Source organism: Pseudomonas cucumis (assembly GCF_030687935.1).
Classification (GTDB): Bacteria; Pseudomonadota; Gammaproteobacteria; order Pseudomonadales; family Pseudomonadaceae; genus Aquipseudomonas; species Aquipseudomonas cucumis.
This window is the reverse complement of record NZ_CP117454.1, coordinates 3,595,474-3,620,115: the sequence shown is the minus strand read 5'-3', so window position 1 is coordinate 3,620,115 and position 24,642 is coordinate 3,595,474. Positions and strand designations below refer to the sequence as shown.

At 58.4% G+C, this 24,642-nt stretch carries 18 protein-coding genes; 6 read left to right on the top strand and 12 right to left on the bottom strand.

Going from position 1 to position 24,642, the window contains the following annotated elements; translation table 11 throughout:
• Positions 1–21 precede the first annotated feature (21 nt).
• From PSH97_RS16310 to PSH97_RS16295, 4 genes are all read left to right on the top strand, one after another.
• Entirely contained in the window at positions 22–411 is a 390-nt protein-coding gene (locus PSH97_RS16310; RefSeq protein WP_123356725.1) for a RidA family protein, read from the top strand.
• Between the two features lie 95 nt (positions 412–506).
• Positions 507–1,271 (top strand): IclR family transcriptional regulator, encoded by a 765-nt coding sequence (locus PSH97_RS16305; RefSeq protein WP_305445808.1) that lies wholly within the window; start codon positions 507–509, stop codon positions 1,269–1,271.
• A 39-nt stretch (positions 1,272–1,310) separates the two neighbouring features.
• Positions 1,311–2,528, top strand: a complete 1,218-nt coding sequence (locus tag PSH97_RS16300) for an amino acid deaminase (protein WP_305445807.1) — start codon at positions 1,311–1,313, stop codon at positions 2,526–2,528.
• Between the two features lie 67 nt (positions 2,529–2,595).
• A complete protein-coding gene (locus tag PSH97_RS16295; protein ID WP_305445806.1) occupies positions 2,596–3,528 on the top strand; it encodes a sugar kinase in 933 nt (310 codons plus the stop codon).
• Between the two features lie 71 nt (positions 3,529–3,599).
• On the opposite strand, the gene PSH97_RS16290 is transcribed toward PSH97_RS16295, so the two are convergent.
• On the bottom strand, positions 3,600–3,875 hold the full coding sequence (locus tag PSH97_RS16290; protein ID WP_007898282.1) for a peptidylprolyl isomerase: 276 nt from the start codon (positions 3,873–3,875) through the stop codon (positions 3,600–3,602).
• A gap of 66 nt (positions 3,876–3,941) precedes the next feature.
• Positions 3,942–6,479 (bottom strand): PAS domain-containing hybrid sensor histidine kinase/response regulator, encoded by a 2,538-nt coding sequence (locus tag PSH97_RS16285; RefSeq protein ID WP_305445805.1) that lies wholly within the window; start codon positions 6,477–6,479, stop codon positions 3,942–3,944.
• A gap of 119 nt (positions 6,480–6,598) precedes the next feature.
• On the opposite strand from PSH97_RS16285, the gene PSH97_RS16280 reads away from it, so the two are divergent.
• Together PSH97_RS16280 and PSH97_RS16275 are read left to right on the top strand one after the other, a co-directional pair.
• A complete protein-coding gene (locus tag PSH97_RS16280) occupies positions 6,599–7,708 on the top strand; it encodes a PilT/PilU family type 4a pilus ATPase (protein WP_305445804.1) in 1,110 nt (369 codons plus the stop codon).
• 147 nt (positions 7,709–7,855) lie between these two features.
• Positions 7,856–11,518 carry a hypothetical protein gene (locus PSH97_RS16275; RefSeq protein ID WP_305445803.1) on the top strand — a complete coding sequence of 1,221 codons (3,663 nt, stop codon included), beginning with the start codon at positions 7,856–7,858 and terminating at the stop codon, positions 11,516–11,518.
• Positions 11,519–11,581: 63 nt separating this feature from the next.
• On the opposite strand, the gene PSH97_RS16270 is transcribed toward PSH97_RS16275, so the two are convergent.
• The 10 genes from PSH97_RS16270 to PSH97_RS16225 form a co-directional block, all read right to left on the bottom strand.
• Entirely contained in the window at positions 11,582–13,537 is a 1,956-nt protein-coding gene (locus tag PSH97_RS16270; RefSeq protein ID WP_305445802.1) for an acetoacetate--CoA ligase, read from the bottom strand.
• Between the two features lie 158 nt (positions 13,538–13,695).
• Positions 13,696–14,469 carry a 3-hydroxybutyrate dehydrogenase gene (gene hbdH / locus PSH97_RS16265; protein ID WP_305445801.1) on the bottom strand — a complete coding sequence of 258 codons (774 nt, stop codon included), beginning with the start codon at positions 14,467–14,469 and terminating at the stop codon, positions 13,696–13,698.
• 7 nt (positions 14,470–14,476) lie between these two features.
• Complete coding sequence (locus PSH97_RS16260) at positions 14,477–15,868, bottom strand: GntP family permease (protein ID WP_305445800.1); 1,392 nt, start codon at positions 15,866–15,868, stop codon at positions 14,477–14,479.
• A gap of 275 nt (positions 15,869–16,143) precedes the next feature.
• On the bottom strand, positions 16,144–17,559 hold the full coding sequence (locus PSH97_RS16255) for a sigma-54 interaction domain-containing protein (RefSeq protein ID WP_305445799.1): 1,416 nt from the start codon (positions 17,557–17,559) through the stop codon (positions 16,144–16,146).
• A 72-nt stretch (positions 17,560–17,631) separates the two neighbouring features.
• Positions 17,632–19,206 carry an ABC transporter ATP-binding protein gene (locus PSH97_RS16250; protein ID WP_305445798.1) on the bottom strand — a complete coding sequence of 525 codons (1,575 nt, stop codon included), beginning with the start codon at positions 19,204–19,206 and terminating at the stop codon, positions 17,632–17,634.
• Positions 19,207–19,220: 14 nt separating this feature from the next.
• Positions 19,221–20,243, bottom strand: a complete 1,023-nt coding sequence (locus PSH97_RS16245; RefSeq protein WP_305445797.1) for an ABC transporter permease — start codon at positions 20,241–20,243, stop codon at positions 19,221–19,223.
• Positions 20,243–21,304: a microcin C ABC transporter permease YejB gene (locus PSH97_RS16240; protein WP_305445796.1), complete on the bottom strand. Its 1,062-nt coding sequence runs from the start codon at positions 21,302–21,304 to the stop codon at positions 20,243–20,245. The genes PSH97_RS16245 and PSH97_RS16240 overlap by 1 nt, the downstream gene beginning before the upstream one ends.
• Positions 21,304–23,172: an extracellular solute-binding protein gene (locus tag PSH97_RS16235; RefSeq protein ID WP_305445795.1), complete on the bottom strand. Its 1,869-nt coding sequence runs from the start codon at positions 23,170–23,172 to the stop codon at positions 21,304–21,306. The genes PSH97_RS16240 and PSH97_RS16235 overlap by 1 nt, the downstream gene beginning before the upstream one ends.
• Before the next feature lie 136 nt (positions 23,173–23,308).
• Complete coding sequence (locus tag PSH97_RS16230; protein WP_175378130.1) at positions 23,309–23,590, bottom strand: peptidylprolyl isomerase; 282 nt, start codon at positions 23,588–23,590, stop codon at positions 23,309–23,311.
• A 151-nt stretch (positions 23,591–23,741) separates the two neighbouring features.
• Positions 23,742–24,623 carry an esterase/lipase family protein gene (locus PSH97_RS16225; RefSeq protein ID WP_305445794.1) on the bottom strand — a complete coding sequence of 294 codons (882 nt, stop codon included), beginning with the start codon at positions 24,621–24,623 and terminating at the stop codon, positions 23,742–23,744.
• Positions 24,624–24,642: the final 19 nt, after the last annotated feature.

Genomic DNA, 24,642 nt, shown 5'->3' with positions numbered 1-24,642 from the left:
TTTCAATCAGGAGAAACACCCATGAGCATTACTCGTTACGGCACCGGCAGCACCGCCGGTGGCGGCCAGCCCCGTCCTTTCGCCCGCGCCGTCGAAGCCGATGGCTGGCTGCACGTGTCTGGCCAGGTGCCGGCGCTGGATGGTGAAATTATCGTGGGCGGCATTGTCGAGCAGACTCACCAGACCATGAAAAACCTGATCGCGATTCTGGAAGAGGCCGGTTACGGGCTCGAAGACGTGGTCCGTACCGGCGTGTGGCTGGAAGACCCGCGGGATTTCTGGAGTTTCAACAAAGTGTTCTCCGAGTACTTCAAAAGCGAACACGCACCGGCGAGGGCCTGCGTACAGGCGAGCATGATGGTCGATTGCAAGGTCGAGATTGATTGCGTCGCGTACAAGAAAAAGGCCTGAGTTCCGACACCGATCCTTCCCACGCTCTGCGTGGGAACGATCTTCAAGGGCGTGATCTGGTAGATTGCCCGGCACTTTGAATGGGAACCTGAAACATGATCGAAGACACCATCAAGCGCCGGGCTCGCGGTCTGGACCGGGCGTTCGACATCCTCGACTTCCTCAAGGAAATCGGCCAGCCCCTGCGCCCGAACGAAATCGCCAGCGGCATCGGCAGCCCGAAATCAACGGTCTACGAACTGGTCGCGTCCTTATTGGAGCGGCGTATCCTCGAACCTGTGGGCAAGGACGGTCACGTTTACCTCGGTCGTCAGTTGTACTTCCTCGGGCAGGCGCATTTGCGCCATTTCGATCTGACCCGCGAAGCCGATCTTGCCTTGCAAGAGATCGTCAGCCAGACCCGCGAAACCGCGCAGATGTGCCTGCTCAACGGTCGTAAATACACCGTGGCATTGATGAAAGAGGGCGAGCGACATTTTCGCATTTCCTCGGACATCGGCGAGAACGCACCTATCCCCTGGACCGCTTCCGGGCGCCTGTTGCTGGCGCATCTGAGCGATCAGCAGATCGTCGATTTGATCGACCCCGACGACTTCATCCTGCCCGACGGCGAACGTCTGCCGCTGGAGCGGTTTCTAGAGGAAATCCGCCAAGCCGGTATCGACGGGTTCTTTTCCTTCGATAGCGTCGCCGACACCTTTACCCATTGCTTCGCCGCCCCGGTCAAAGATCCGAACGGCGTGGCCATCGCGACCCTGTGCATCGTCGCTCCACGGGCCGATGCCAAGAACAATTACAACGACTATCGTCGGGTGCTGATCGACAGTGCCAACAGCCTGGCCCGGCGCATCAACGAATAACAGCGGCTGCCTGCGGCCGCGAGTGTGAGGAGATCGACCATGTTTTCTGCCAAAAATACTGCCGCCGTGGAAAAGGGCTTTGCCCACACAGGCGCCAATCTTGTGCGCGACGTCAGCCTGCCGGCGCTGGTGCTGCACCGCGAGGCGCTGGAACACAACATTCGCTGGATGCAGGACTTTGTCAGCCACAGCGGCGCGGAACTGGCGCCGCACGGTAAAACCAGCATGACCCCGGCGCTGTTTCGTCGCCAACTGGACGCCGGTGCCTGGGGTATCACCCTGGCCAGCGCCACGCAAACCCGCGCGGCTTACGCCCATGGCGTGCATCGGGTGCTGATGGCCAACCAATTGGTCGGCACGCCGAACATGGCACTGATTGCTGATCTGTTGGCAGACCCGACCTTCGATTTCTATTGCATGGTCGATCACCCGGATAACGTCGCGGACCTGGGCGCGTATTTCGCCTCGCGCGGTGTGCGCCTGAACGTGATGATCGAATACGGTGTGGTCGGCGGTCGTTGCGGTTGCCGTACGGAAGACGAAGTGGTCGCGCTGGCCAAAGCCATTGCTGCACAACCGGCGCTGGCATTGACCGGCATCGAGGGTTACGAAGGGGTGATTCACGGCGATCACGCGGTAAGCGGCATCCGTGCGTTCGCCGATTCTTTGGTGCGCCTGGCCGTGCAGCTGCAGGACAGTGGTGCGTTCGCCATTGCCAAGCCGATCATCACCGCATCGGGTTCGGCCTGGTACGACCTGATCGCCGAGTCGTTTGAAGCGCAGAATGCCGGCGGCCGATTCCTCAGTGTGCTGCGCCCCGGCAGTTACGTGGCCCATGACCATGGCATCTACAAAGAAGCGCAATGCTGCGTGCTCGACCGTCGCAGCGACCTGCACGAAGGTTTGCGCCCGGCGCTGGAGGTCTGGGCGCATGTGCAGTCGTTGCCGGAACCGGGTTTTGCGGTGATCGCCTTGGGTAAGCGCGACGTGGCCTATGATGCCGGTCTGCCGGTGCCGTTGCTGCGTTACAAGGCCGGTGTGGTGCCGGCGGTCGGCGAGGATGTGAGTGCCTGCAAGGTGACGGCGGTGATGGACCAGCATGCATTCATGACCGTGGCGCCGGGGGTTGAATTGCGGGTGGGCGATATCATTTCGTTCGGTACTTCACACCCGTGTCTGACGTTCGACAAATGGCGCATTGGGTGTTTGGTGGATGAGCAACTGAATGTCATCGAAACCATGGAAACCTGTTTCTAAGGTTTAGACCGAGGTGCGGCCTTCGCGGGCATCCAGACACCACCGAAACACCAGAGACGCCACATCAATGAACAACATCAGCCCCCTGGGCCCCAACACCCCGCGCATCGCCCTGATCGGCGAATGCATGATCGAATTGCAGCAGCGCGCCGACGGCTCCCTGCAACAAAGCTTCGGCGGCGATACCCTGAACACCGCGGTCTACCTGGCCCGTGAACTGGGCGATGGCGGCACGGTGGATTACGTCACCGCCCTGGGCGATGACAGTTTCAGCGATGCGATGTGCCAGAGCTGGGCCAGTGAAAACATTGGGCTGGACATGGTCCAGCGTTTGCCCGGTCGCTTGCCCGGCCTGTATTGCATTCAGACCGACGCTGCTGGCGAGCGGCGTTTTCTCTATTGGCGCAATGAAGCGGCCGTGCGCGATTGCTTTACCACCCCGGCGGCCGCGCCGATCCTGGCGGCGCTGCCGGATTACGACGTGTTGTATTTCAGTGGCATCACCCTGGCGGTGCTCGGTGTGCAGGGGCGGGAAAAACTTCTGGAAACCCTGATCGAAGCCCGGCAGCGGGATGCACGGATCGTGTTCGACAACAACTACCGGCCACGCCTGTGGGCGTCAATTGAAGAAGCACGGGCGGCTTATCGCAGCGTTCTGCCCTATATCGACCTGGCGTTGCTGACGGTTGATGACGAGCAGGCGCTGTTCCACTTTTCCGATTGCGCGGCGGTGTTTGCCGCGTATGAGCAGATGGGCACACCGGAAGTGGTGCTCAAGCGCGGCGCCGAGGCGTGTCTGATTCGCTGTGACGGCGAGTCGTTCGAAGTGCCGGCGCAGGTGGTCGAACGGGTAGTGGACACCACGGCGGCGGGGGATTCGTTCAGTGCGGCGTATTTGGCTTGTCGGCTCAAGGGCGGCAGCCCGGTTGAAGCTGCCGAGGCGGGGCATCGGTTGGCGAGTCGGGTGATTCAGGTGCCGGGGGCGCTGATTCCGAGATAAGCAGTGGTTGGCCGCTTGCTGCGCAACCGGATCGCGGGCTTGCCCGCGATGAGGCCCTGAAGCCAAGCCAATCAATCCCGGTAAAACACCTGCACCAGGTGATAACCAAACTTGCTCTTGATCGGCCCATGCACCACCCGCAGCGGTTTTTTGAAGATCACCGCATCGATCACGCCGACCATCTGCCCGGGCCGCACTTCGCCCAAGTCGCCGCCGCGTTTGCCGGACGGGCACGTGGAGTATTTCTTGGCCAGCACATCGAAGGCTTCACCCTTGGCGATGCGTTGTTTGAGCTGCTCGGCTTCTTCCGAGGTTTTCACCAGGATATGGCGGGCTTGGGCTTTCATTGGCAGTACCTTGCAACGGGGGTGGCTATGTTGGTGCCAGCGTGGGGCGCGCGATTATGCCTTAACTCAGCCCGCTTGGCCGATCATCGTGCGAATCTTGTTGGCCAACAGGTCAATGGAAAAGGGTTTGGCCACCATGTCCATGCCTTCCTCCAGGAAACCCTGGCGTTCGGCGGCTTTCTCCGCATAACCGGTCATGAACAGCACTTTCAGATCCGGGCGATGCTGACGCGCGATTTCCGCCAGCTGCCGACCGTTCATGCCCGGCAGCCCGACATCGGTCACCAGCAGATCGACCCGCAGCTCCGATTCCAGCAAGGGCAGGGCGGCCTTCGCGTCTTCAGCTTCATGGGCGTGATAACCCAACTCATTGAGCAGGTCGAGCACCAGCATGCGCACTGCTGGATCGTCTTCCACCAACACCACGGTTTCACCGGCAACCGCTGCCGGTGTTTCGCCGTTGAGCGGCTCCAGGGTGTGCTCCGGCACCGCGACGTGCAACCGTGGCAAATACAGCCGAACGCAGGTGCCCTGGCCCGGCAGGCTGTGAAGATTGACATGCCCGCCCGACTGCTGGGCGAAGCCATAGATCATTGACAGCCCAAGGCCGGTGCCCTGGCCGATGGGTTTGGTGGTGAAAAACGGGTCGAAGGCCTTGGCCAACACTGTCGGGGTCATGCCGGTGCCGTTGTCGCTAACGGCAATCATCAGATAATCCCCGGCCCTGACCGGTTCCAGAGGGGTAATGTCGCTACCGTCGAGGTGAACGTTGGCGGTTTCGATCAGCAGCTCGCCGCCTTCGGGCATCGCATCCCGGGCATTGATAACGAGGTTGAGCAGGGCGTTTTCCAGTTGGCTGACGTCAGTGCTGACGGGCCAGACTTCATCGGCCAGCTGCATTTTGAGCTCGATATGGTCGCCCTTGGTCCGGCGGAACAAATCTTCCAGGGAATGCACCAGCTGGTTGGCATTCAGCGGTTTGCGATCCAGCGACTGACGCCGGGAGAACGCCAACAGGCGATGGGTCAGGGCGGCTGCGCGGTGGGCCGAGGACACTGCGGCTTCGGTAAAACGACCGATCTCGGCGGCACGCCCGTCGGCGATATAGCGCTGCATCAAATCGAGGCTGCCGATGATCCCGGTGAGCATGTTATTGAAATCATGGGCGATGCCGCCGGTGAGCTGTCCCACCGCCTCCATTTTCTGCGCATGCCGCAAGGCGTCTTCGGCGCGCTCGCGTTCGAACATCTCGTTCTGCAGTCGCTGGTTGGCTTCGGCCAATTGCTGCGTGCGGGCGCTGACGCGTTCTTCAAGGGTTTCGTTGAGGTTGCGCAGGGCCTCTTCGGTCTGTTTGCGCTCGGTTTCGTCGATCACGAAGATGTAAAAGCCATTGACCGCGCCGTCCGCGCCATGACGGGGCAGGTAGTTCATCAGGGCCTGACGGGTGCTGCCATCACGGTGCGCGGCGCTGATGCTGAAACTGCAAGCCTTGCCTTTCAGCGCCTCGGCAATGTATTCGGCGCGCAAGGCATAGGCTTCATCGCCCAGCACTTCACGTACGGTGCGGCCGTAAAGCTCCTGTGGCGTCAGGCCGTACCATTCCAGGTAGGCGGCATTGTTGAGGCGAAAGCGCTCCTCGCTGTCGACGTAACTGATCAGGATCGGCATGGCGTTGATGATCAGCTGCAGCTCGGTCTGGCTTTGGCGCAAGGCCTGTTCGATGTGTTTGCGTTCGGTCAGGTCCAATGCGGCGCCGAGGAAACGGATCGGCCGGCCATGATGATCCTTGTAGCAACGACCCCGAGCAAACACCCAGCGCAATTGGCCGTCGGCTTGCAGCAAGCGATATTCCTCGGCGTACTCGCTGCCATGAGTAATGCAATGCTTGATGCTGCGGGCAATCATGGCGCGGTCTTCCGGGTGTACGCCGTGGAGGTATTCGCTGATGGGCAACTGGTTGGCCAGGCTTGCGTCGACGCCATGCAATTGGGCGAAATGGGCATCGGCGATGAAACGGTCTTCGCCGATGTCCCAGTCCCAGGTGCCGACGGCATCAGTGGCAGCCAGCGCCAGTTGCAGGCGCTGCTCGGTTTCCTGCTGGGCTTTGAGGCTGGCGGCGGAGCGCTGCTCGAGTTCCAGGGCGATGCGGCGGCGTTCGTTGGTTTCGATGGCCGTGACCAGAATGCCGGCGACCTCGGCGCTTTCATTGCGAATGGGGCTGTAGGTCAAATCCAGCCAGAAGTCGGAATCTTGCCCGTCGCGTTGCAAGGTAAAGCGCTGTTCGCTGTAGGTTCGCACCTGGCCCTGTAGGACGGCGCTGTAAATCGGGTCGGTGAAGTCTTTCAGTTCTGGCCAGATCAGGTGCGTCGGTTGTCCGAAAGCGTGAGGGTGTTTGCTGCCGGCGAGGAAGGCGAAGCCGTCGTTGTAGATCTGCGTAAGCTGCGGGCCCCACAGCAACAGCATCGGCATTGGCGAGTGAATCACAATGTCCACAGCGGTGCGCAGGCTCTGCGGCCAGTGATCGGCGGCGCCCAGCGGGTTGTTTGTCCAGTCCAGTCGGGCAATCAGGGCCTGGGCGTCGCTGGCGGTTGGTGGTGCGTTCATCACAATGTCCTGCGTGTCAGTCGGTGTAGCGGCGTCTACTATCCTTGCATGGCGGTAGACGCTGGATGACCCGTTTCGGGTCATTTTTTCAATTGAATGCTTCGCGGGTGCTTTTTGCCATGGAAATCGATGCACTGTTGCAAACTCTGGCCAGCCGCAATGGCTCCGATCTCTACCTGTCCACGGGCGCGCCACCCAGCGCGAAATTTGATGGTGTGCTCAAATCCCTGACCGAGCAACCATTCAAACCGGGTGAAGTCGCGGCTATTGCCGCGTCCATCATGGACGCCGAACAGCGCCTGGAGTTCGATCGCGAACTGGAAATGAACCTGGCGCTTTCCCTGCCGGGGGTCGGACGCTTTCGGCTCAATATCTTCAAGCAGCGTAACGATGTGTCCATCGTGGCGCGCAACATCAAGCTCGACATTCCACGCTTCGAAGACCTCAAGCTGCCACCGGTGCTGCTCGAAACGGTGATGCTCAAGCAGGGGCTGATATTGTTCGTCGGTTCGACCGGTTCCGGCAAGTCGACCTCGCTGGCGGCACTGATCGATTACCGCAACCGCCACAGCAGCGGCCATATCATCACCATCGAAGACCCGGTCGAGTTTATCCATCGGCACAAGAAGTCGATCATCAACCAGCGTGAAGTCGGCGTAGACACCCGCAGCTTTCATGCAGCGTTGAAAAACACCCTGCGCCAGGCGCCGGACGTGGTGCTGATCGGCGAGATCCGCGACCGCGAGACTATGGAGCACGCGCTGGCGTTTGCCGATACCGGCCATCTGGTAATTTCCACTTTGCATGCCCACAACGCCAATCAGGCGCTGGACCGCGTGATCAACTTCTTCCCCGAAGAACGCCGGACGCAACTGCTCCATGACCTGGGCAATAACCTCAAGGCCTTTGTTTCCCAACGGCTGGTGCGCACCCTTGATGGACAACGAAGGGCGGCGGTGGAGGTGATGCTGGGAACGCCGACTATTGGCGATCTGATTCGGCGCAACGAATTGGGCGAGCTAAAAAATATCATGGAGAAGTCGGAAGAATTGGGTATGCAAACTTTCGATTCCGCACTTTATAAGTTGTTGTTGGAAGGTGTGATTAGTCTTGATGAGGCATTGAAATATGCAGATTCCATTAATAACGTAAGGCTGCGATTCAAACTTGATAGTGAGTCGGCAATGATCGGGAAACCGTCTTCTGGGGAGTGGGGGTTGGTTGAGTGAGTCTGACGTTGTTTTAAATGCTAGTTGTGTTGTTTCTTTTGAGGTCAGGAAATTTTAACTAATAATTCGCAGGTTGAAAGACTTTGCGTCCTGTTTAAAGCTGCGCCCGCTGTATTAAACATTGGAGTTTTTAATTAGGGGCGTAACATGAAAGTCAGAAATAATTCGAGTAGCAATACTGTTTCGATCGCGCAGGATAACAAGTTATGCGTTGAGGCCGATTTAAATGAACGCGAGATGGTCTATTTTCACCTGGCTTCTGCAATTCATTCTCGTTCTGAGGCCTTTGTGTTGGATCATTCTTCTATGCAATCGCAGAAAGGGTCATCTTTTTATTATGTGCATAAGCCTTTCCAAAAGAGTTTGTTAGATTTGGTCAGGGCTTACCGCGAGGACGTAGAAGCATTCGTCACACGTGATGGCTTGACGGTCGTGTCGGGTCGCGGGAAGGGGTTACTGAGTGAAATTCAGTCTGACCCCGACGCGCACGCAACTCTAAAACATCTCATGGGTGCTGCTGAACAAACGGGTGGCGTAATCAGGACGTCTGCCGGAGTCAGCCCTGCTCAATGGATGCGCTTTCACGGCCTGAATGTGCCGACTGACCTCGAACAGGCGGATAAAATGTGTGCCTTCCTGAAATGGAAATGGCCTAAATCCGATCAACTCGTGGACTACTGGGAACAAATCAACGGACACGACAATGATTCGGGCGCACTGACTGCACCCCAATGCGCAGAGATTCGCAGGTTGACTTCCAAGCTCATTTCCGGTGGTCAGAGTTTGCTTGACCTGTTGTATGAAAACGTCAGTCCAGAATTGTCCGATCGTGTCGCTTGGGAAAATGCAAATGAAGTGATTTTCAAACTTGTACACCATTCGTATTCTTACGAGTTGGCCCAAAGATACATCGATGCGTTAGGTTGGTGGGGCGCACGCGATGACCAAGTGCTCGAGCAAAGTGATCTTGCACAGGTGTTATACACTGCGATTATTCTTCAGCTTGATCCATTCATCGGGGTAAAGCATCAGCGAAATCAAATCGGTAGCTATGATATTTATGAACCCCGTGACGCTGCTGATAGACCTTTGCACATCATTCGTCAGGGAATTGAGCAATTTCTTATCAGTAACGAAAGGGTCTCCCCCGCACTGGTTCCCCTGGCGTCGCATTTAATGTTGTCATCCATCGCCCCCGGCTTTTTGGTCAAGAATGTTCCTTCGTCGCTTACCGCCGGGTCGATCGGTTGGGTTACTTTTTCCCAAGCAGTCAGCGTCGTTGAACTCAACGTCAAAGGTGCCTCGCGTTTGATGACTTACGAAGAGGTCATGCAATTCGCTGACTTGGATTCCATAAGTCAATCAATGGGGCAGCTGCAAGGTTTGACAGCTATCGATGCCATCATTGACTGGGCGTTAATCAACGAGGTCATTTCCCATAGTGATATTACGGTATCTGCTTCTGATGCAGCTCAGCGTGCTTTGACCGCCTACCAAACACATGTGGAAAACATGGTTAATGGGGTGGCGGCGTTTTCCACGCCAGTGCCGAATCGAAAAAAACTTGCGTTGGCGGCCCTGGAGAAAGCGATCCCCGGATGTGATTTTTTCGAAAGCCCACTACTGCGACCTGAGCCATTTTCTTCAATGAGGGTCAGCATGCTCGATTTGCACATTGAAGGCGAGTTGACATCGGGAGGATGGGACTGGAACCAATCACCGCATATTCTCACACAATATCCACAACTGTTGCGTATGGCGCGCAATCAGGATGTTTTTAAAGCCGAGATAGGCAAGTATCACTACAATATTCATAAGGCCGTGGCATGCAATATTAAATTGGCAATGGCGGGGATGCCATCTGCAGATCGTGATGTCTTCGAGAGAAGTAAAGTCACATTTTTCACCGTCCGTCCACCGGTCGTTGAAACTATCTATCCAAAGGATTCCAACTACAATCTGGTGGGGGTTGGTAATAAGGGGCCTAAAAATGTGGAAGTGCAAGCAAATATAGATCAGGCAAGAGGGCGATTTGGGGTGATCATGATTGCCTCCTACGGTAACGACAAAATTCTGTGTTATGAAGTGTTCAGCTTGCTGGGCGAATGCCGGAGGAATGACGCCTTAGGTAACTTGGTTAAGAAAACCCAGAAATTCAACATGCCCTCCAGGCTGGAATTTAAAGGTGGTCTGAACGACGCCCATCATCCCCTTCCTGAGACTCACAATGTTCCGACTGATTTTAATAGCTATATTAAAGGGGAAAGACCGCGTCCGAATGCTTCCGGGAAAATGGTTATCGAAAAGCTGGGCGAACTTCTCGCTCCCACATCCGTGCCCGAACATAAGCGCAGTCTCTATCAATATTTCGTAAGTCCGCACGTTGATGATATTGCACAGTTTATTGTCACCCATCGGCCTGTCGGAAGCGTAGAGGAATTCATCGAAGCGTTTGGTGAACTCACAGAAAAAGAGCGCAAGGAAAAGACCTACGACGAAGTCGTGACCTATATCGTTGATTTGGTTGTGCCCTTCAAGAAGTGTACCGAAGACCTAGCCTCCGGAGACAGAAATAAAGTGGTCGATGGGGTTTACGCATGCACAATGGACGCTATCGGAATTTTATTTACCGTGTTGGGTGCGCCGGCCAGCATTTTGAGTATCGCCGCTAAAACAGTGTCTTCGACAGCCAAGCTTGGTAGTTTTGTTAGATATGGCTTGCAACTGACAGTGTCGACGTTCAATCCAATCGATGGATTGCCTACAGCAGGATACAGAGCGTCGAAGGCACTTTTTAAAAGCGGGATGCATTTACAGAGGCAGGGCGCGAAGTTACTGGATAAGGCAACATCCCAGTTAAATCGATTGACAGGCAAAGCCCGCTCTGTGGATTTGCTTCATATCACGAGCCTGCCCCATCTTGGGCAAGGGAAGTGGCGTCCTCGCGGCAGTGCCACTGAAGCATTAAACGTATGCGCTTTCCGTGGAAACAATGATTGGTACAGCGTCACTAGCCGCGGAAAACCATGGGGCAAGGCACTTCCAGATTTCGAGTACAAACGGGCATTCACTCCACCCAGTATCCGACCTGAGAGCTATACAGCTCAAATCATTCAGCAAAGTTTGCCCATTGCGAGGCAGAAGTTGGACAATGCAATTTCTGTGCTGAACAATCGGGACCTCAGGCGCAAAACCGATCTAACCATCGGGCTGTTTTTAGGAAGTAAAACTAAGGGCCGTGACGACTTCCTGAACCTATTGAATGCCATAAGATTGGACTTCGATGGTACTTCCGCAAGCAATTTTTTCCTGGATAGTGCTAAAGTTGATGATCAGATGGTTCAGGTAGAGCAATCCCAATACAACGAATGGAAAAAGGCGGGCGTGCACGATCGAGACAATGTTCAGTTCATGACGGTTAATACTAAGAATCTTAATGATCGCTTTGATTCGGCGGGCTTTAATTATGGAGAGGTGGCCAACGACCTGATCCACGAAATGTTCCGGGCCGGTCCAGGCAAGACTGACTTGGTCTCCGCCAAGGTAGCTCTGAAAGAGGGCGATCAGAGCTTGAACGTGGCAGGCTTACTGAATCTGGCGGCCGGGCGCTTGCCATCCGGTGGTTACCACGGCAACGCTCAACCACAAGTAAATGCGGACACCTATGCGCTCCTGACTGCACTGCTTAGCCAGTTGGCGTCGGATGCAAATCTATTTTCGATAAATTTCGGCATCATGAATAGGGCCGTTAGAGTTAGCGAGGGGCGAGATATTACCGACGAAGTTTTGGTGAACTTGGACAAAGCTTGATGTCAAACTGTGCCACAGGCGGGTCGGTAACACTGGCATTTAATGCTCTGCTCGCAGCAACTTTTATTTATTGAGCTCTGGCCGATCCCGAAACTGCTCCAACGCTTCGGGATTGGCCAGCGCATCGGTGTTTTTCACTGGCCGCCCGTGCACTACGTCTCGCACGGCCAGCTCCACGACTTTGCCGCTGATAGTGCGCGGAATGTCCGTCACCGCGACAATCTTCGCCGGCACATGCCGTGGAGTGGTGTTGGCGCGGATCACCTGGCGGATCTGCTGTTGCAGCGGTTCATCCAGTTCCACGCCGTCGCGCAAGCGCACGAACAGCACCACTCGCACGTCATCCTGCCATTGCTGACCGATGGCGACGCTGTCCAGCACCTGCGGGACTTTCTCCACCTGACGATAGATTTCCGCCGTGCCGATGCGCACGCCACCGGGGTTGAGCACCGCATCCGAGCGGCCGTGGATCAGCATCCCTCCATGAGGCAGTTGCTCGGCGTAATCGCCCTGGGCCCAGACGCCGGGGAACAGACTGAAATAGGACTTTCGCAGCTTTTCCCCATCAGGGTCATGCCATAGCCCGATGGGCATCGCCGGAAAATGTCGGGTGCACACCAGTTCGCCCTTTTCCCCGATCACAGGCTGCCCGGCGTCGTTCCAGACTTCGACCGCCATGCCCAGGCCTTTGCACTGCATTTCGCCACGGCGCACCGGCAGCACCGGATTGCCAATCACAAAGCACGAAACGATATCGGTACCGCCGGACATCGAAGACAGGCACAGATCGGACTTGAACGCGCGGTAGACGTAATCGAAGCTTTGCGGCGACAGCGCCGAGCCGGTGGACAGGATGGTTCTCAGGCTGCTCAGGTCATGACTTTCGCACGGCTTCAAGCCATTGCTTTCCAGCGCAGTGAGGAATTTCGGGCTGGTGCCGAAGACGTTGATGCGTTCGTCGTCGATCAGGTCGATCAAGCGCTCCGGACCCGGATGAAACGGCGAGCCGTCATACAGCACCACGGCGCTGCCGACGGCAAGGGCCGAGACCAGCCAGTTCCACATCATCCAGCCGCAGGTGGTGTAGTAGAACAAACGGTCGCCGGCACCGAGGTCGGTGTGCAGGCCATGTTCCTTGACGTGTTGCAGCAGCACGCCGCCGGTGCCGTGCACAATGCACTTCGGTACGCCGGTGGTGCCGCTGGAGTAGAGGATGTACAGCGGATGGGCGAAAGGCACGGGAACGAATTGCGGCTCGCCGCCCGGGTCGTAAAAATCGTCCCACAGCGTCACATTGGCCTGGCAGCGGAAATCCTCGATGCGCGCTTGAGGGCGTGCGTAAGGCACAACGATCAATTGCTGCAAGGACGGCAGTTGTCCGAGGATTTCATTGACCTTGGTGGTCTGGTCGATCTCTTTGCCGGCGTAGCGGTAACCGGCGCAGGTGATCAGCACCTTCGGTTCGATCTGGCCGAAGCGATCGATCACCCCGTGGGTGCCGAAATCGGGTGAAGAACAGGACCAGATCGCGCCCAGACTGGTGGTGGCGAGCATCGCCACCAGGGTTTGCCAGGTGTTTGGCATGCACGCGGCTACACGATCGCCGAGGCCGATACCGGCGGCTTTCAGGCCATTTTGAAAACCGGCGACATGGCTCACCAGTTCGGCCCAGGTCAGTTGTTCCCGTTGGCCGTTTTCGCCGATGGCCACCACCGCCACGGCATCGTCGCGACGGCGCAACAGGTGTTCGGCGAAGTTCAGCGTGGCGCCGGGAAACCACTGGGCGCTGGGCATTTGTTCACCTTCTATCAGCACAGCGTCCGGTTGATCGTGAAAACGGATGTCGAAGAAATCGACGATGGCCTGCCAGAAAGCTGCCCGTTGATCGATGCTCCATTGGTGCAGGGCAAGGTAGTCGGCGATCTCAAGGGTGTGTCGCTGATTGACGAAGCGCCGGAAGGCCTCCATGCGGGTCTTGCCGATGCGCTCGGTGCCGGGTTGCCAGAGGATGTCGGACATGGCTTGGCCTCTTCTTGTTTATGCATCCAGATCGTTCCCACGCGCAGCAAAGGAATGCCTCAATGGACGCTCCGCGTCCGCTTTGGGACGCCGAGCGTCCCGGGCTGCATTCCCACGCAGAGCGTGGGAACGATCAGTGTCAGGGAGCTAGCGGCGAGTTACTGCGCCAACCACCCACCATCAATATTCCACGCGGCGCCACGTACCTGGCTACCGGCCTCGCTGCATAAAAACAGCACCAACTCGCCCAGCTGCGGCGGTGTCACGAATTCAAGGGACGGCTGCTTCTCGGCCAGCAAATCGTGTTGCGCCTGCTGGGGGTCGATCCCGGTCGCGGCGCGATCATCGATCTGCTTCTGCACCAGTGGCGTCAGCACCCAACCCGGGCAGATGGCGTTGCAGGTGACGTTCGTCGTAGCGGTTTCCAGACCGACCACCTTGGTCAGGCCGATCACGCCATGCTTGGCCGCGACGTACGCCGCCTTGCCCACCGAACCGACCTGGCCATGCACTGATGCGATGTTGATGATCCGTCCCCAGCCCTTGGTGCGCATTCCCGGCAAGCTCAAACGGGTGCTGTGAAACACCGACGACAGGTTGATCGCAATGATCGAGTCCCAGCGCTCCACGGGAAAATCTTCCACCGGCGCCACATGCTGGATGCCCGCGTTGTTGACCAGGATATCCACGCCGCCGAACTCACGCTCGGCGTACTCGATCATGTCGGCGATCTGCTCCGGGTCGCTGACGTCGGCCGGATGATGGCCGACCTTGCCACCGAATTGTTCGACCTCGGCGATCACCGTCGACGCATCGCCGAAACCGTTGAGAATCAGATTGGCGCCAGCCCTGGCCAGGCTCAGGGCGATTCCCAGGCCGATGCCGCTGGTGGAACCGGTGACCAGTGCGGTCTTGCCCGAAAGAGTCGTCATGAATACCTCACACAATGCCAGTGGCGTAGAAAGTACCGATCACCACAAAAACAGCGAGTGTCTTGATCAGCGTAATACAGAAAATGTCTTTGTAGGCCTCGCGGTGGGTCAAACCGGTGACCGCGAGCAAAGTAATCACCGCGCCGTTGTGCGGCAGGGTGTCCATGCCACCACTGGCCATCGCGGCGACCCGGTGCAGCACTTCCAGTGGAATATTGGCGGCGTGGGCGGCGCTGATGAATGTCTCGGACATTGCTGCCAAAGCGATACTCATGCCGCCCGACGCCGAACCGGTGATGCCGGCCAGCAGGGTCACGGTAATCGCTTCGTTGACCAGCGGGTTGGGAATGCTTTTGAGCCAGCCGGACAGCACCAGAAAACCCGGCAACGAGGCGATCACTGCACCGAAACCGTATTCCGACGCGGTGTTCATCGCCGCCAGCAGCGCTCCGCTGACCGCACTTTTACTGCCTTCGGCCAACTTGCCGCGGATCGTCTGAAAGGCGAACACCAGCACCATGACGATGCCTACCAGCAAGGCTGCCTGGACCGCCCAGATCGCTGTCAGCTTGGCGATGTCGGTGGTCACGGGAGCTGCCATGCCCGGCAACGAGAGGCTGTGCGTCTTGCCGTACCACTCTGGAATCCAGCGGGTGAACAGCAGGTTCATCAGGCCCACCATCAACAGCGGCGACAGTGCGATCCATGGGTTGGGCAGCTTGATGTCCGGTGCGGTTTCCGGCTCGTTGCGCAGCGCTGAACCATACCCTTCACCGCTGCGCTGGGCCTTGTTGCGCTGGCTCTGAAGGAACAGCATGCCGGCGCAGAACACGAAAATCGTGCCGATCACACCCAGCCACGGCGCAGCCCAGGCGGTGGTGTTGAAGAAGGTGCTGGGGATGATGTTCTGGATCTGCGGCGTGCCGGGCAGGGCGTCCATGGTGAACGAAAATGCGCCGAGGGCGATGGTCGCCGGGATCAGGCGCTTGGGGATATTGCTCTGGCGGAACATCTCGGCGGCAAACGGGTAGACCGCAAACACCACCACAAACAGCGACACGCCGCCGTAGGTGAGCAGGGCGCAGACCAGCACGATCACCAGCATCGCCTGGCGAGTGCCGAGCAAACGAATCGCCGCTGCGACGATGGAGCGGGAGAAACCCGACAACTCGATCAGCTTGCCGAACACGGCACCGAGCAGGAACACCGGGAAATACAGTTTGACGAAGCCGACCATTTTTTCCATGAACACCCCGGTGAAGACGGGGGCAACGGCGGAAGGGTCGGTGAGCAGGACGGCGCCGAGGGCGGCGATCGGGGCAAAGAGGATAACGCTGTAGCCACGGTAGGCAGCCACCATCAGCAGCGTAAGAGCTGCCAAGGCAATGATCACACTCATGGTGTGTCTCCTTCGATTGTTATTTTTGTAGGGTGAAGCTTTGTGGGAAGGGCTATAGCGAGTTTCGTGCCAGAAGATAAGCTATTGAAATATAAGGGGTTTATTAATTAATGAGAGAGTTGTGTGGGTTTTTGTCTCTGTATTGAGATTTTTGGTGGTTGGGCTGACGCTTTCGCGGGCACGCCTCGCCCCTACGGGGAACGTCAACGCACCACTTGTAGGAGCAAGGCTTGCCCGCGAAGAGGTCATATCTACCAATAGAGATAAATGTCTCTTTATTGAGACTCAGCAATCCCCAACGCCACCATCTTCTTGTACAACGTCGATCGCCCCAGCCCCAACCGCGCCGCCGCTTCGATAACCTTCCCGCCGCATTGCGCGAGGGCGGATTCAATCAACTGCCGATCAAACCGTTCGCGAGCTTCACTGAAGGTTTCATGGGCAATCGGTTGAAGGGGCAGAGGCACCACACGCTGCACTGGGGTAAAACTGCCAATCGCCGAGCGGATATCCGCCGCGTTCAGCATCAAATCATCACTGAGCAAGGCCGCGCGTTCCAAGACGTTGCGCAGTTCGCGGATGTTCCCCGGCCAGGCGTGTTGACCCAACAAATCCAAAGCTTCGGGATTCAGTTCGTGCTGACTGCGCAGCTCTTCGAGGATCGCTTCACTGAGGGCTGGCAGGTCGTCGAGGCGATCACGCAGGGGCGGGACCTGAATCGGCAGCACGTTGAGGCGGTAATACAAATCGGCGCGAAACTCGCCGCGTTTGATCGCCGCTTCCAGATCGGTGGAGGTGGCTGCGATCACCCGCACATCGCTCTGGATCACTTCGTTGGAGCCCACCGGCTCGAATTCCTTTTCCTGCAGCACCCGCAGCAACTTGCTTTGCAGAGGCAGCGGCATATCGCCGATCTCATCGAGAAACAGCGTGCCGCCCTGAGCGATCTGCAGCTTGCCGGTGCGACCCTTGCGATCGGCGCCGGTGAACGCGCCGGGCGCGGTGCCAAAGAACTCGGCTTCCAGCAGCGTCTCGGGAATCGCCGCGCTGTTGATACTGACGAAAGCTTTGTGCGCACGAGGCGAGGCGCCGTGGATCGCCTGGGCCAGCAACTCCTTGCCGGTACCGGTTTCGCCGAGCAGCAACACCGGTGACTCGGCACTGGCGCTGCGCCGGGCGCGGCGTTTGACTTCGAGGCTGGCGGCGCTGGTGCCGATGAAATGGGCGAAGTTGTACTTGGTCTGTCGCGCCCGCAACAGCGAGCGGGTCGATGCCAGTTCTTCCTGCATGCTCAGGTAGCGCTTGAGCATCGGTGACAGGCTGCGCAATTCATCGAACAGGGCAAAACCGATGGCGCCGATCACCGCGCCGGCATCGTCGTGAATCGGCAGGCGCATCACTATCAGCGGTTCCTTGGGGGTGTCTTGCATGTCCAGCAGGATGGGGCGTCCAGTGCGCACCACTTCGCGCAACAGGCTGCCGGGGATCACGCTTTCACAGGCCCTGCCGATCGCACCTGCGGCCGACTCCAGACCGAACCGCCGGGCATAGCGCTCGTTCATCCAGACGATGTTCGCATCGCGGTCGACAATCACCGTGCCTTCGCTCGATTGCTCGATGATTTCGAACAGTGAGCGGATTGCCAGGGTACGAACGCGCTGGTAGTCCTTGAGGCTTTCGGTGGTGTTCATGGGCTTCATGTCCAGAATGTAGGGTGTCTGGGTGGGCGCCTTCGCGGTCCAACTGCATGACACAGATTATGCCTACCCCGGATGCGCCGCCGCCAACAGCTCTTTGGTATACGGATGCTGCGGCGACTCGAACACATCATGGCTCGCGCCGCTTTCCACTACTTTGCCGTCCTTGATCACGATCATGTCGTGGGCCAGGGCGCGCACCACCGCCAGGTCGTGGCTGATGAACAAGTAGGTCAGGCCATATTTTTCCTGAAGCTGGCGGAGTAGGGCGACCACTTGTTTTTGCACCGTGCGATCCAGCGCCGAGGTCGGTTCGTCGAGCAGAATCAGTGCCGGTTTCAGCACCAACGCGCGGGCAATGGCGATGCGCTGGCGTTGGCCGCCGGAGAATTCGTGCGGGTAGCGATGACGGCTTTGCGGGTCGAGGCCGACTTCTTCCAGCACCCTGATCACCTGGGCTTCGCATTCATCCGGGGTGGACTGGCTGTGCACCTCAAGGCCTTCACTGATGATCTGCGCCACCGACATTCGCGGGCTGAGGCTGCCGAAGGGATCCTGGAACACCACCTGCATCTTCTTGCGCCACGGTCGCAGTTGCTTTTGCGTCAAGCCATCCAGCGCCTCACCCTGAAAGCGAATGCTGCCTTCGGAATCGAGCAAGCGCAGGATCGCCTGACCAAGCGTGGACTTGCCCGAACCGGACTCGCCGACGATGCCCAAAGTCTTGCCGCGTTGAACGTTCAGGCTGATGCCATCCACCGCGCGCAGGTAAGTTTTACGCTGGAACAGCCCGCCACCGAGGGTGAACTGCACTTGCAGATTCTCCACTTCCAGCACGTTTTCACGCTCGTCCCGGGGCAGGGCTTCACCTTCCGGTTCGGCGTTCAGCAGCACGCAGCTGTAAGGGTGTTTCGGCTCGGTGAACAGCGTTTCGCAAGGTGCCTGCTCGACGATTTCCCCGGCGTGCATCACGCACACCCGTTGGGCCATGCTGCGCACCAGATTGAGGTCGTGGCTGATCAGCAGCAGCGACATGCCAAGCTGCTCTTGCAGGGATTTGAGCAGCCGCAGGATCTTGCGCTGCACCGTCACATCCAGCGCGGTGGTCGGCTCGTCGGCGATCAGCAATTCCGGTTCGCAGGCCAGGGCCATGGCGATCATCACCCGTTGCCGCTGGCCGCCGGACAGTTGGTGCGGGTAGGCCTTGAGCCGCTCTTCGGGGTTCTGGATGCCCACCAGCTGCAACAACTCGAGAATCCGCGCTTGCGCTGCTTTGCCACCCAGCCCTCTGTGCAGCAGCAGGGTTTCGCCGATCTGCTTTTCGATGCTGTGCAGCGGATTGAGGGAGGTCATCGGCTCCTGGAAGATTATCGCGATCCGGTTGCCGCGCAGTTCGCGCAAGACGTTGGCGTCGGCGCCGATCAATTCCTGGCCGCGATAGCGAATGCTGCCAGTGGTTTGCGTGCCGTTTTCGGGCAGCAGTTGCAGGATCGAGTGCGCGGTCACCGACTTGCCGGAGCCCGACTCGCCGACCAGCGCCAGGCATTCGCCGGGGCGGATGTCCAGGCACAGGTTGCGCACCACGGTCTGGCCGCTGAAGGCCACGTTGAGGTCACGGATTTCGATCAGGTTGTCAGTCATATCAATAGTCCGCGTCAAGATCGTGGGTCAAAGGCATCACGCAATGCCTCGCCGATGAACACCAGTAAAGAAAGAATCAGCGCCAGGGTGAAAAATGCCGTCAGCCCCAGCCACGGTGCTTGCAGGTTCTGCTTGCCTTGACCGATCAACTCACCCAGCGATGCACTGCCGGCCGGCATGCCGAAACCGAGGAAATCCAGCGCCGTGAGAGTGGAAATCGCCCCGGTCAAAATGAATGGCAAATAACTCAGGGTGGCATTCATCGCGTTGGGCAGAATGTGCCGCACGATCACCTTGCGGTCGGTCAGGCCCAGCGCACGGGCGGCCTTGACGTATTCCAGGTTGCGCCCGCGCAGGAACTCGGCGCGCACCACGTCCACCAGGGCCAGCCAGGAGAACAGCGCCATGATTCCCAGCAGCCACCAGAAATTCGGCTCGACGAAGCCCGACAGAATGATCAGCAGGTACAGCACTGGCAGCCCCGACCAGACTTCCAGCAAGCGCTGACCGAGCAGGTCGACCCAACCGCCGTAATAGCCTTGCAGCGCACCGGCGGTGATGCCGATCAACGCGCTGATGAAGGTCAGCGCCAGTGCGAACAGGATCGACACCCGCGCACCGAAAATCACCCGGGCCAGCACATCGCGGGCCTGATCGTCGGTACCCAGCCAGTTGACCTTCGAGGGCGGGCTCGGTGCCGGTTGGTTGAGGTCGTAATTGGGCGTGTCATCGCTGAACGGGATCGGCGGGAACAGCATCCAGCCGCCATCCTTGTGGATCAGCTTCTGTACGTAATCGCTGCGGTAATCGGCCTGGAATGGCAATTGCCCGCCAAATTCCTGTTCGGTGTGGCGTTTGAACGCCGGGAAGTACAGCGAGCCTTGATAACTGACCATCAGCGGTTTGTCGTTGGCGATCAGCTCGCCGCCCAGAGTCAACAGGAACAGGCCGATAAACAACCACAACGACCACCAGCCCCGGCGGTTTTTCTTGAAACGCTCGAAACGGCGACGGCCCAGCGGCGAGAGCTTGAACATCAGGCGTTCCTCGCGGCGAAGTCGATACGCGGGTCGACCAGGGTGTAGCAGAGGTCGCCGATAAGTTTTATCAGCAGGCCGAACAAGGTGAAGATGAACAGCGAGCCGAATACCACCGGATAGTCCCGTGACACCGCGGCTTCGTAGCTCATGCGACCCAAGCCATCGAGGGAGAAAATCACTTCGATCAACAGCGAGCCGGCGAAGAAAACGCTGATAAAGGCCTGGGGAATTCCCGACACCACCAGCAGCATGGCGTTGCGAAACACATGGCCGTAAAGCACCTGGCGTTCGCTCAAACCTTTGGCGCGGGCGGTGACCACGTATTGGCGTGTGATTTCATTGAGGAAGGAGTTTTTGGTGAGAATGGTCAGGGTCGCGAAACCGCCGACCACCAGCGCCGTCACTGGCAGCACCAGGTGCCAGAAGTAATCGGCGATTTTGCCCAGGGTCGACAGCGACTCGAAATTGTCCGAGACCAGGCCACGCACCGGGAACCAGTTCAACGACGTGCCGCCAGCGAAGACCACGATCAGGAACATCGCGAACAGGAACGCGGGCATGGCGTAACCGATGATGATCGCGGTGCTGCTCCAGATATCGAAATGGCTGCCGTGGTGCACGGCCTTGCGGATGCCCAGAGGGATCGACACCAGGTAGGTGATCAACGTGGCCCAGAGCCCGAGGGAAATGGTCACCGGCATTTTTTCCAGAATCAGGTCGGTGACAGTGGCGCCGCGGAAAAAGCTCTTGCCGAAGTCGAGGCGGGCGTAGCTCTTGAGCATCAGCCACAGACGTTCTGGCGCGGGCTTATCGAAGCCGTATTGTTTTTCGATCTCTTTGATCAACTGAGGGTCTAGCCCACGGCTGGCACGCGAACTGCCCTGCACGGCTTCGCTGGAAGTGCCGCCGACACTTGCGCCGCCGATGCCTTGCAGGCGCGCGATGGCCTGTTCCACCGGGCCACCGGGTGCGGCCTGGACGATAACAAAATTGACCAGAAGAATGATCACCAGTGTCGGAATGATCAGCAGCAAGCGCCGCAGTACGTAAGCCCACATCAGTGCGGCCCTCCGGGTTTGCCGCGTTTGATGAGCTCGGCAGTCATCTGTTGGTTGGTCAAAGGGGTGGTGCTCACTTCCCACCAACTCTCGATGGCTTCGTCATTGCTCGCTTGCACAGAGGGAATGCCGAAGCGGTTCCACCACACGGTCGAACTGCCTGGCGGGTAATAATTGGGAATCCAATAGAAGTTCCATTGCAGTACTCGGTCCAGGGCATGGGCGTAGCGAAGCATGTCAGCCTGGGTGGTGGCGCGAACCAGGCCATTGACCAGCGTATCGACCGCCGGGTTCTTCAGCACCATGTAGTTGTTGGAACCGGGATCGTTGGCCGCCATCGAGCCAAAGTAGTTGTACAGCTCGTTGCCCGGCGAAGTGGTGACCGGGTAGCCGGTGACGATCATGTCGTAGTCCCGGGACATCAGGCGGTTTACGTACTGGGAGGCGTCGATGCGGCGAATATTCAGGTCGATGCCGATTTGTTTCAGGGTGCGCTTATAAGGCAGCAGTAGCCGGTCCATGCCATTCTGGCTGACCAGGAAAGTGAAGCTCAGCGGTTGACCTTGGGCATTGACCAGTTGATCGCCATCGGGTTTCCAGCCGGCCTGTTCGAGCAAGTCCAGGGCCTGCAGCTGTTTGTCGCGTATCACGCCGCTACCGTCGGTTTTCGGGGCTTCGAAGACCTGGGTGAAGACTTCGTCGGGGATCTGCCCGCGCAACGGCTCGAGAATCGCCCGCTCACCCGCGTCGGGCAGTTGTCGGGCTGCGAGGTCGGTGTTGGAAAAGAAGCTCTGTTGGCGGATGTACAGGTCACGCATCATCTGCCGGTTGCTCCATTCGAAATCCCAGAGCATGGCCAGGGCCTGGCGCACGCGGCGGTCATGGAACATCGGGTTTTGCAGGTTGAACACAAACCCCTGGGCCGTTTGCGGTGCCTCTTTGGCCAAGTGGGCCTTTTGCAGGCGACCGTCACTCAGGGCCGGGCTTTCGTAGCCGATGGAGTAGGCGGTGGCGGAGAATTCGCGGTTGTAATCGTAGGCGCCGCCACGCAGCACCTGACGGGCAACGTCGGTATCGCCGAAGTACTCGATGCTGAAATGATCGAAGTTGTAGAGGCCGCGGCTGACCGGTAAATCCTTGCCCCACCAGTCGGCGTTACGCTCGAAGGTGATGCTGCGCCCGGAATCGACTTTACTTACCCGGTACGGCCCGCTGCCCAGTGGCGGCTCGTAACCACCGCCGCTGGCGAAGTTGCGGGTCTTCCACCAGTGCTCGGGAAACACCGGCAAGGTGGCGATGTCGAGGGGCAGGGTACGGTTTTCGTTGCTCTTGAAGTCGAACCGAATGGTGAGTGGTGACTCCACTTCGACGCCTTTGACGTCGGCAAATTGCGTGCGATAGCGCAGGCTGCCCTGGGTCATCAGCAGGTCGAAGGTGTAGCGCACGTCTTCGGCGGTGATCGGCTTGCCGTCGGCAAAGCGGGCCTTCGGATTCAAATAGAAACGCAGAGACAGTCCGTCGTCGGAACGCTCCATCTGTTGGGCCACCAGGCCGTAAACGGTATAGGGCTCGTCCAGCGAGCGCTGGGCCAGAGGCGAGTAGATCAAGCCGTCGATCTGCGTGACACCCGTGCCCTTGTCGATGTACGGCAGGATATGGTCGAAATGGCCAATTTCCATCGCCGAGCGACGCATCGTGCCGCCCTTGGGCGCTTGCGGGTTTGTGTAGGCGAAATGGCTGAAGCCGGCGGGATATTTCGCCGGTTCACCGTACACGGTCAACGCATGTTGCGGTGCAGCGCACACACCGGCGGCACTCAGCAACAGGGCCACGGCAGTGAACAATAAAGTAGGGAAAGCCAGTCGCATTGTCAGCCTTGGAGCCGGGTGGTCGATAACCACAATTTGTACGCTAGCGGCGCGTCCCTCGCCAGCCGTATCACGTAACGAAAACATAACGGCCCGCCAAAAGGCGGGCCGTTATGTAGCAAACTCAAAGCGTTGATCAGTCCTGACGGCTGGTCACTTCCAGCAGGTGATAACCGAACTGGGTCTTGACCGGACCTTGCACCACATTGATTGGCGCGCTGAAGACCACGGTGTCGAATTCCTTGACCATCTGGCCCGGGCCGAACGAGCCCAGGTCACCGCCCTGGCGGCTGGAAGGGCAGGTGGAGTTGGCTTTGGCAACTTCGGCGAAATCGGCGCCGGCTTCGATCTGAGCCTTGAGTTCGTTGCACTTTGCTTCGCTGGAAACCAGGATGTGACGGGCAGTGGCTTTGGCCATGGGAAAATACTCCATTCAATGTTCAATAAAGTGTGGAGCCTACCGGATTCAGTGGGCTATTTCTCTCTCAAAGTTCCGTCAAAATCAGTTCCATCAATATCAATTCCGGCAATTTCAGTTCCGTCTACATCGCGCGGCATCCTGGCATTGCTTAAAGGCCGGCATTTCTCAAGCGTTCGGCATGCTGGACATACAGGGCGATCGGGTCGATGCCCTGGCGGACCTGACCGGTTGTCTGGCCCAGGCTGTCCAGATGATCCAGCGGGTAGTCCGAACGGATCACTTTACCCAGATGGGTGCTGAATCGGCCGACCAACCCATCATTTTGCTCGGCTTCGGTGGTGAAATAGTGGGAGAAGGCCCGCAGGAACCCGTGCAGCGGATTGAGTGCATGGAGCCCCTCATCGACAATATTTCCCTGCAAGGTGCCGCTCCAGGAGTAGTAGCGCACGCCGTTCACCAATTCGCGACCCTTGCCGCCCCAGGTTTTCGGTAACCCTTGAGGGTACTTGTCGTTGAATGCGCCGACACCTTCGGTAGTCAATGCATTGAGCGCGGCGATGGCGTTCTGTGGCAGGTGTCGGTTGCCACTGAGCAACGACAGGAAGTCGGCGAACAGGGTGGCTACCGCTCCGGCCACCTGTTCCGGCAGGCGCCCGGGCGTCAGCGCCTTGCGCAGGAAGTCGGCCAGTTCCGAGCCATGGTTCGGCCCGCTGACCGATGTCACCGAAGCGACCGCCTCCGGCGCTAGCGCTCCGGCATACCGTGCAGCCAGTGCGCCCTGACTGTGACCGATCAGGTTGACTTTGCTTGCACCGGTTCCTTGCAATACCCGGTCGATCTGGGCCAACAGTTGTTCGCCGCGAGTTTCATTGCTGTGGGTGGCTGACAGATGAGGGATGAAAACCCTCGCGCCGGCACTTCTCAGGGCCAGTTTGACGTCATGGAACAGTTCCAGATTGCCGATGCGATCGAAGCCGAACAGCCCATGGACCAGCAGGATCGGAAACTGAGTGGTTGCATTCCGTAGCATGTAGATTCCTTTTTCGCAG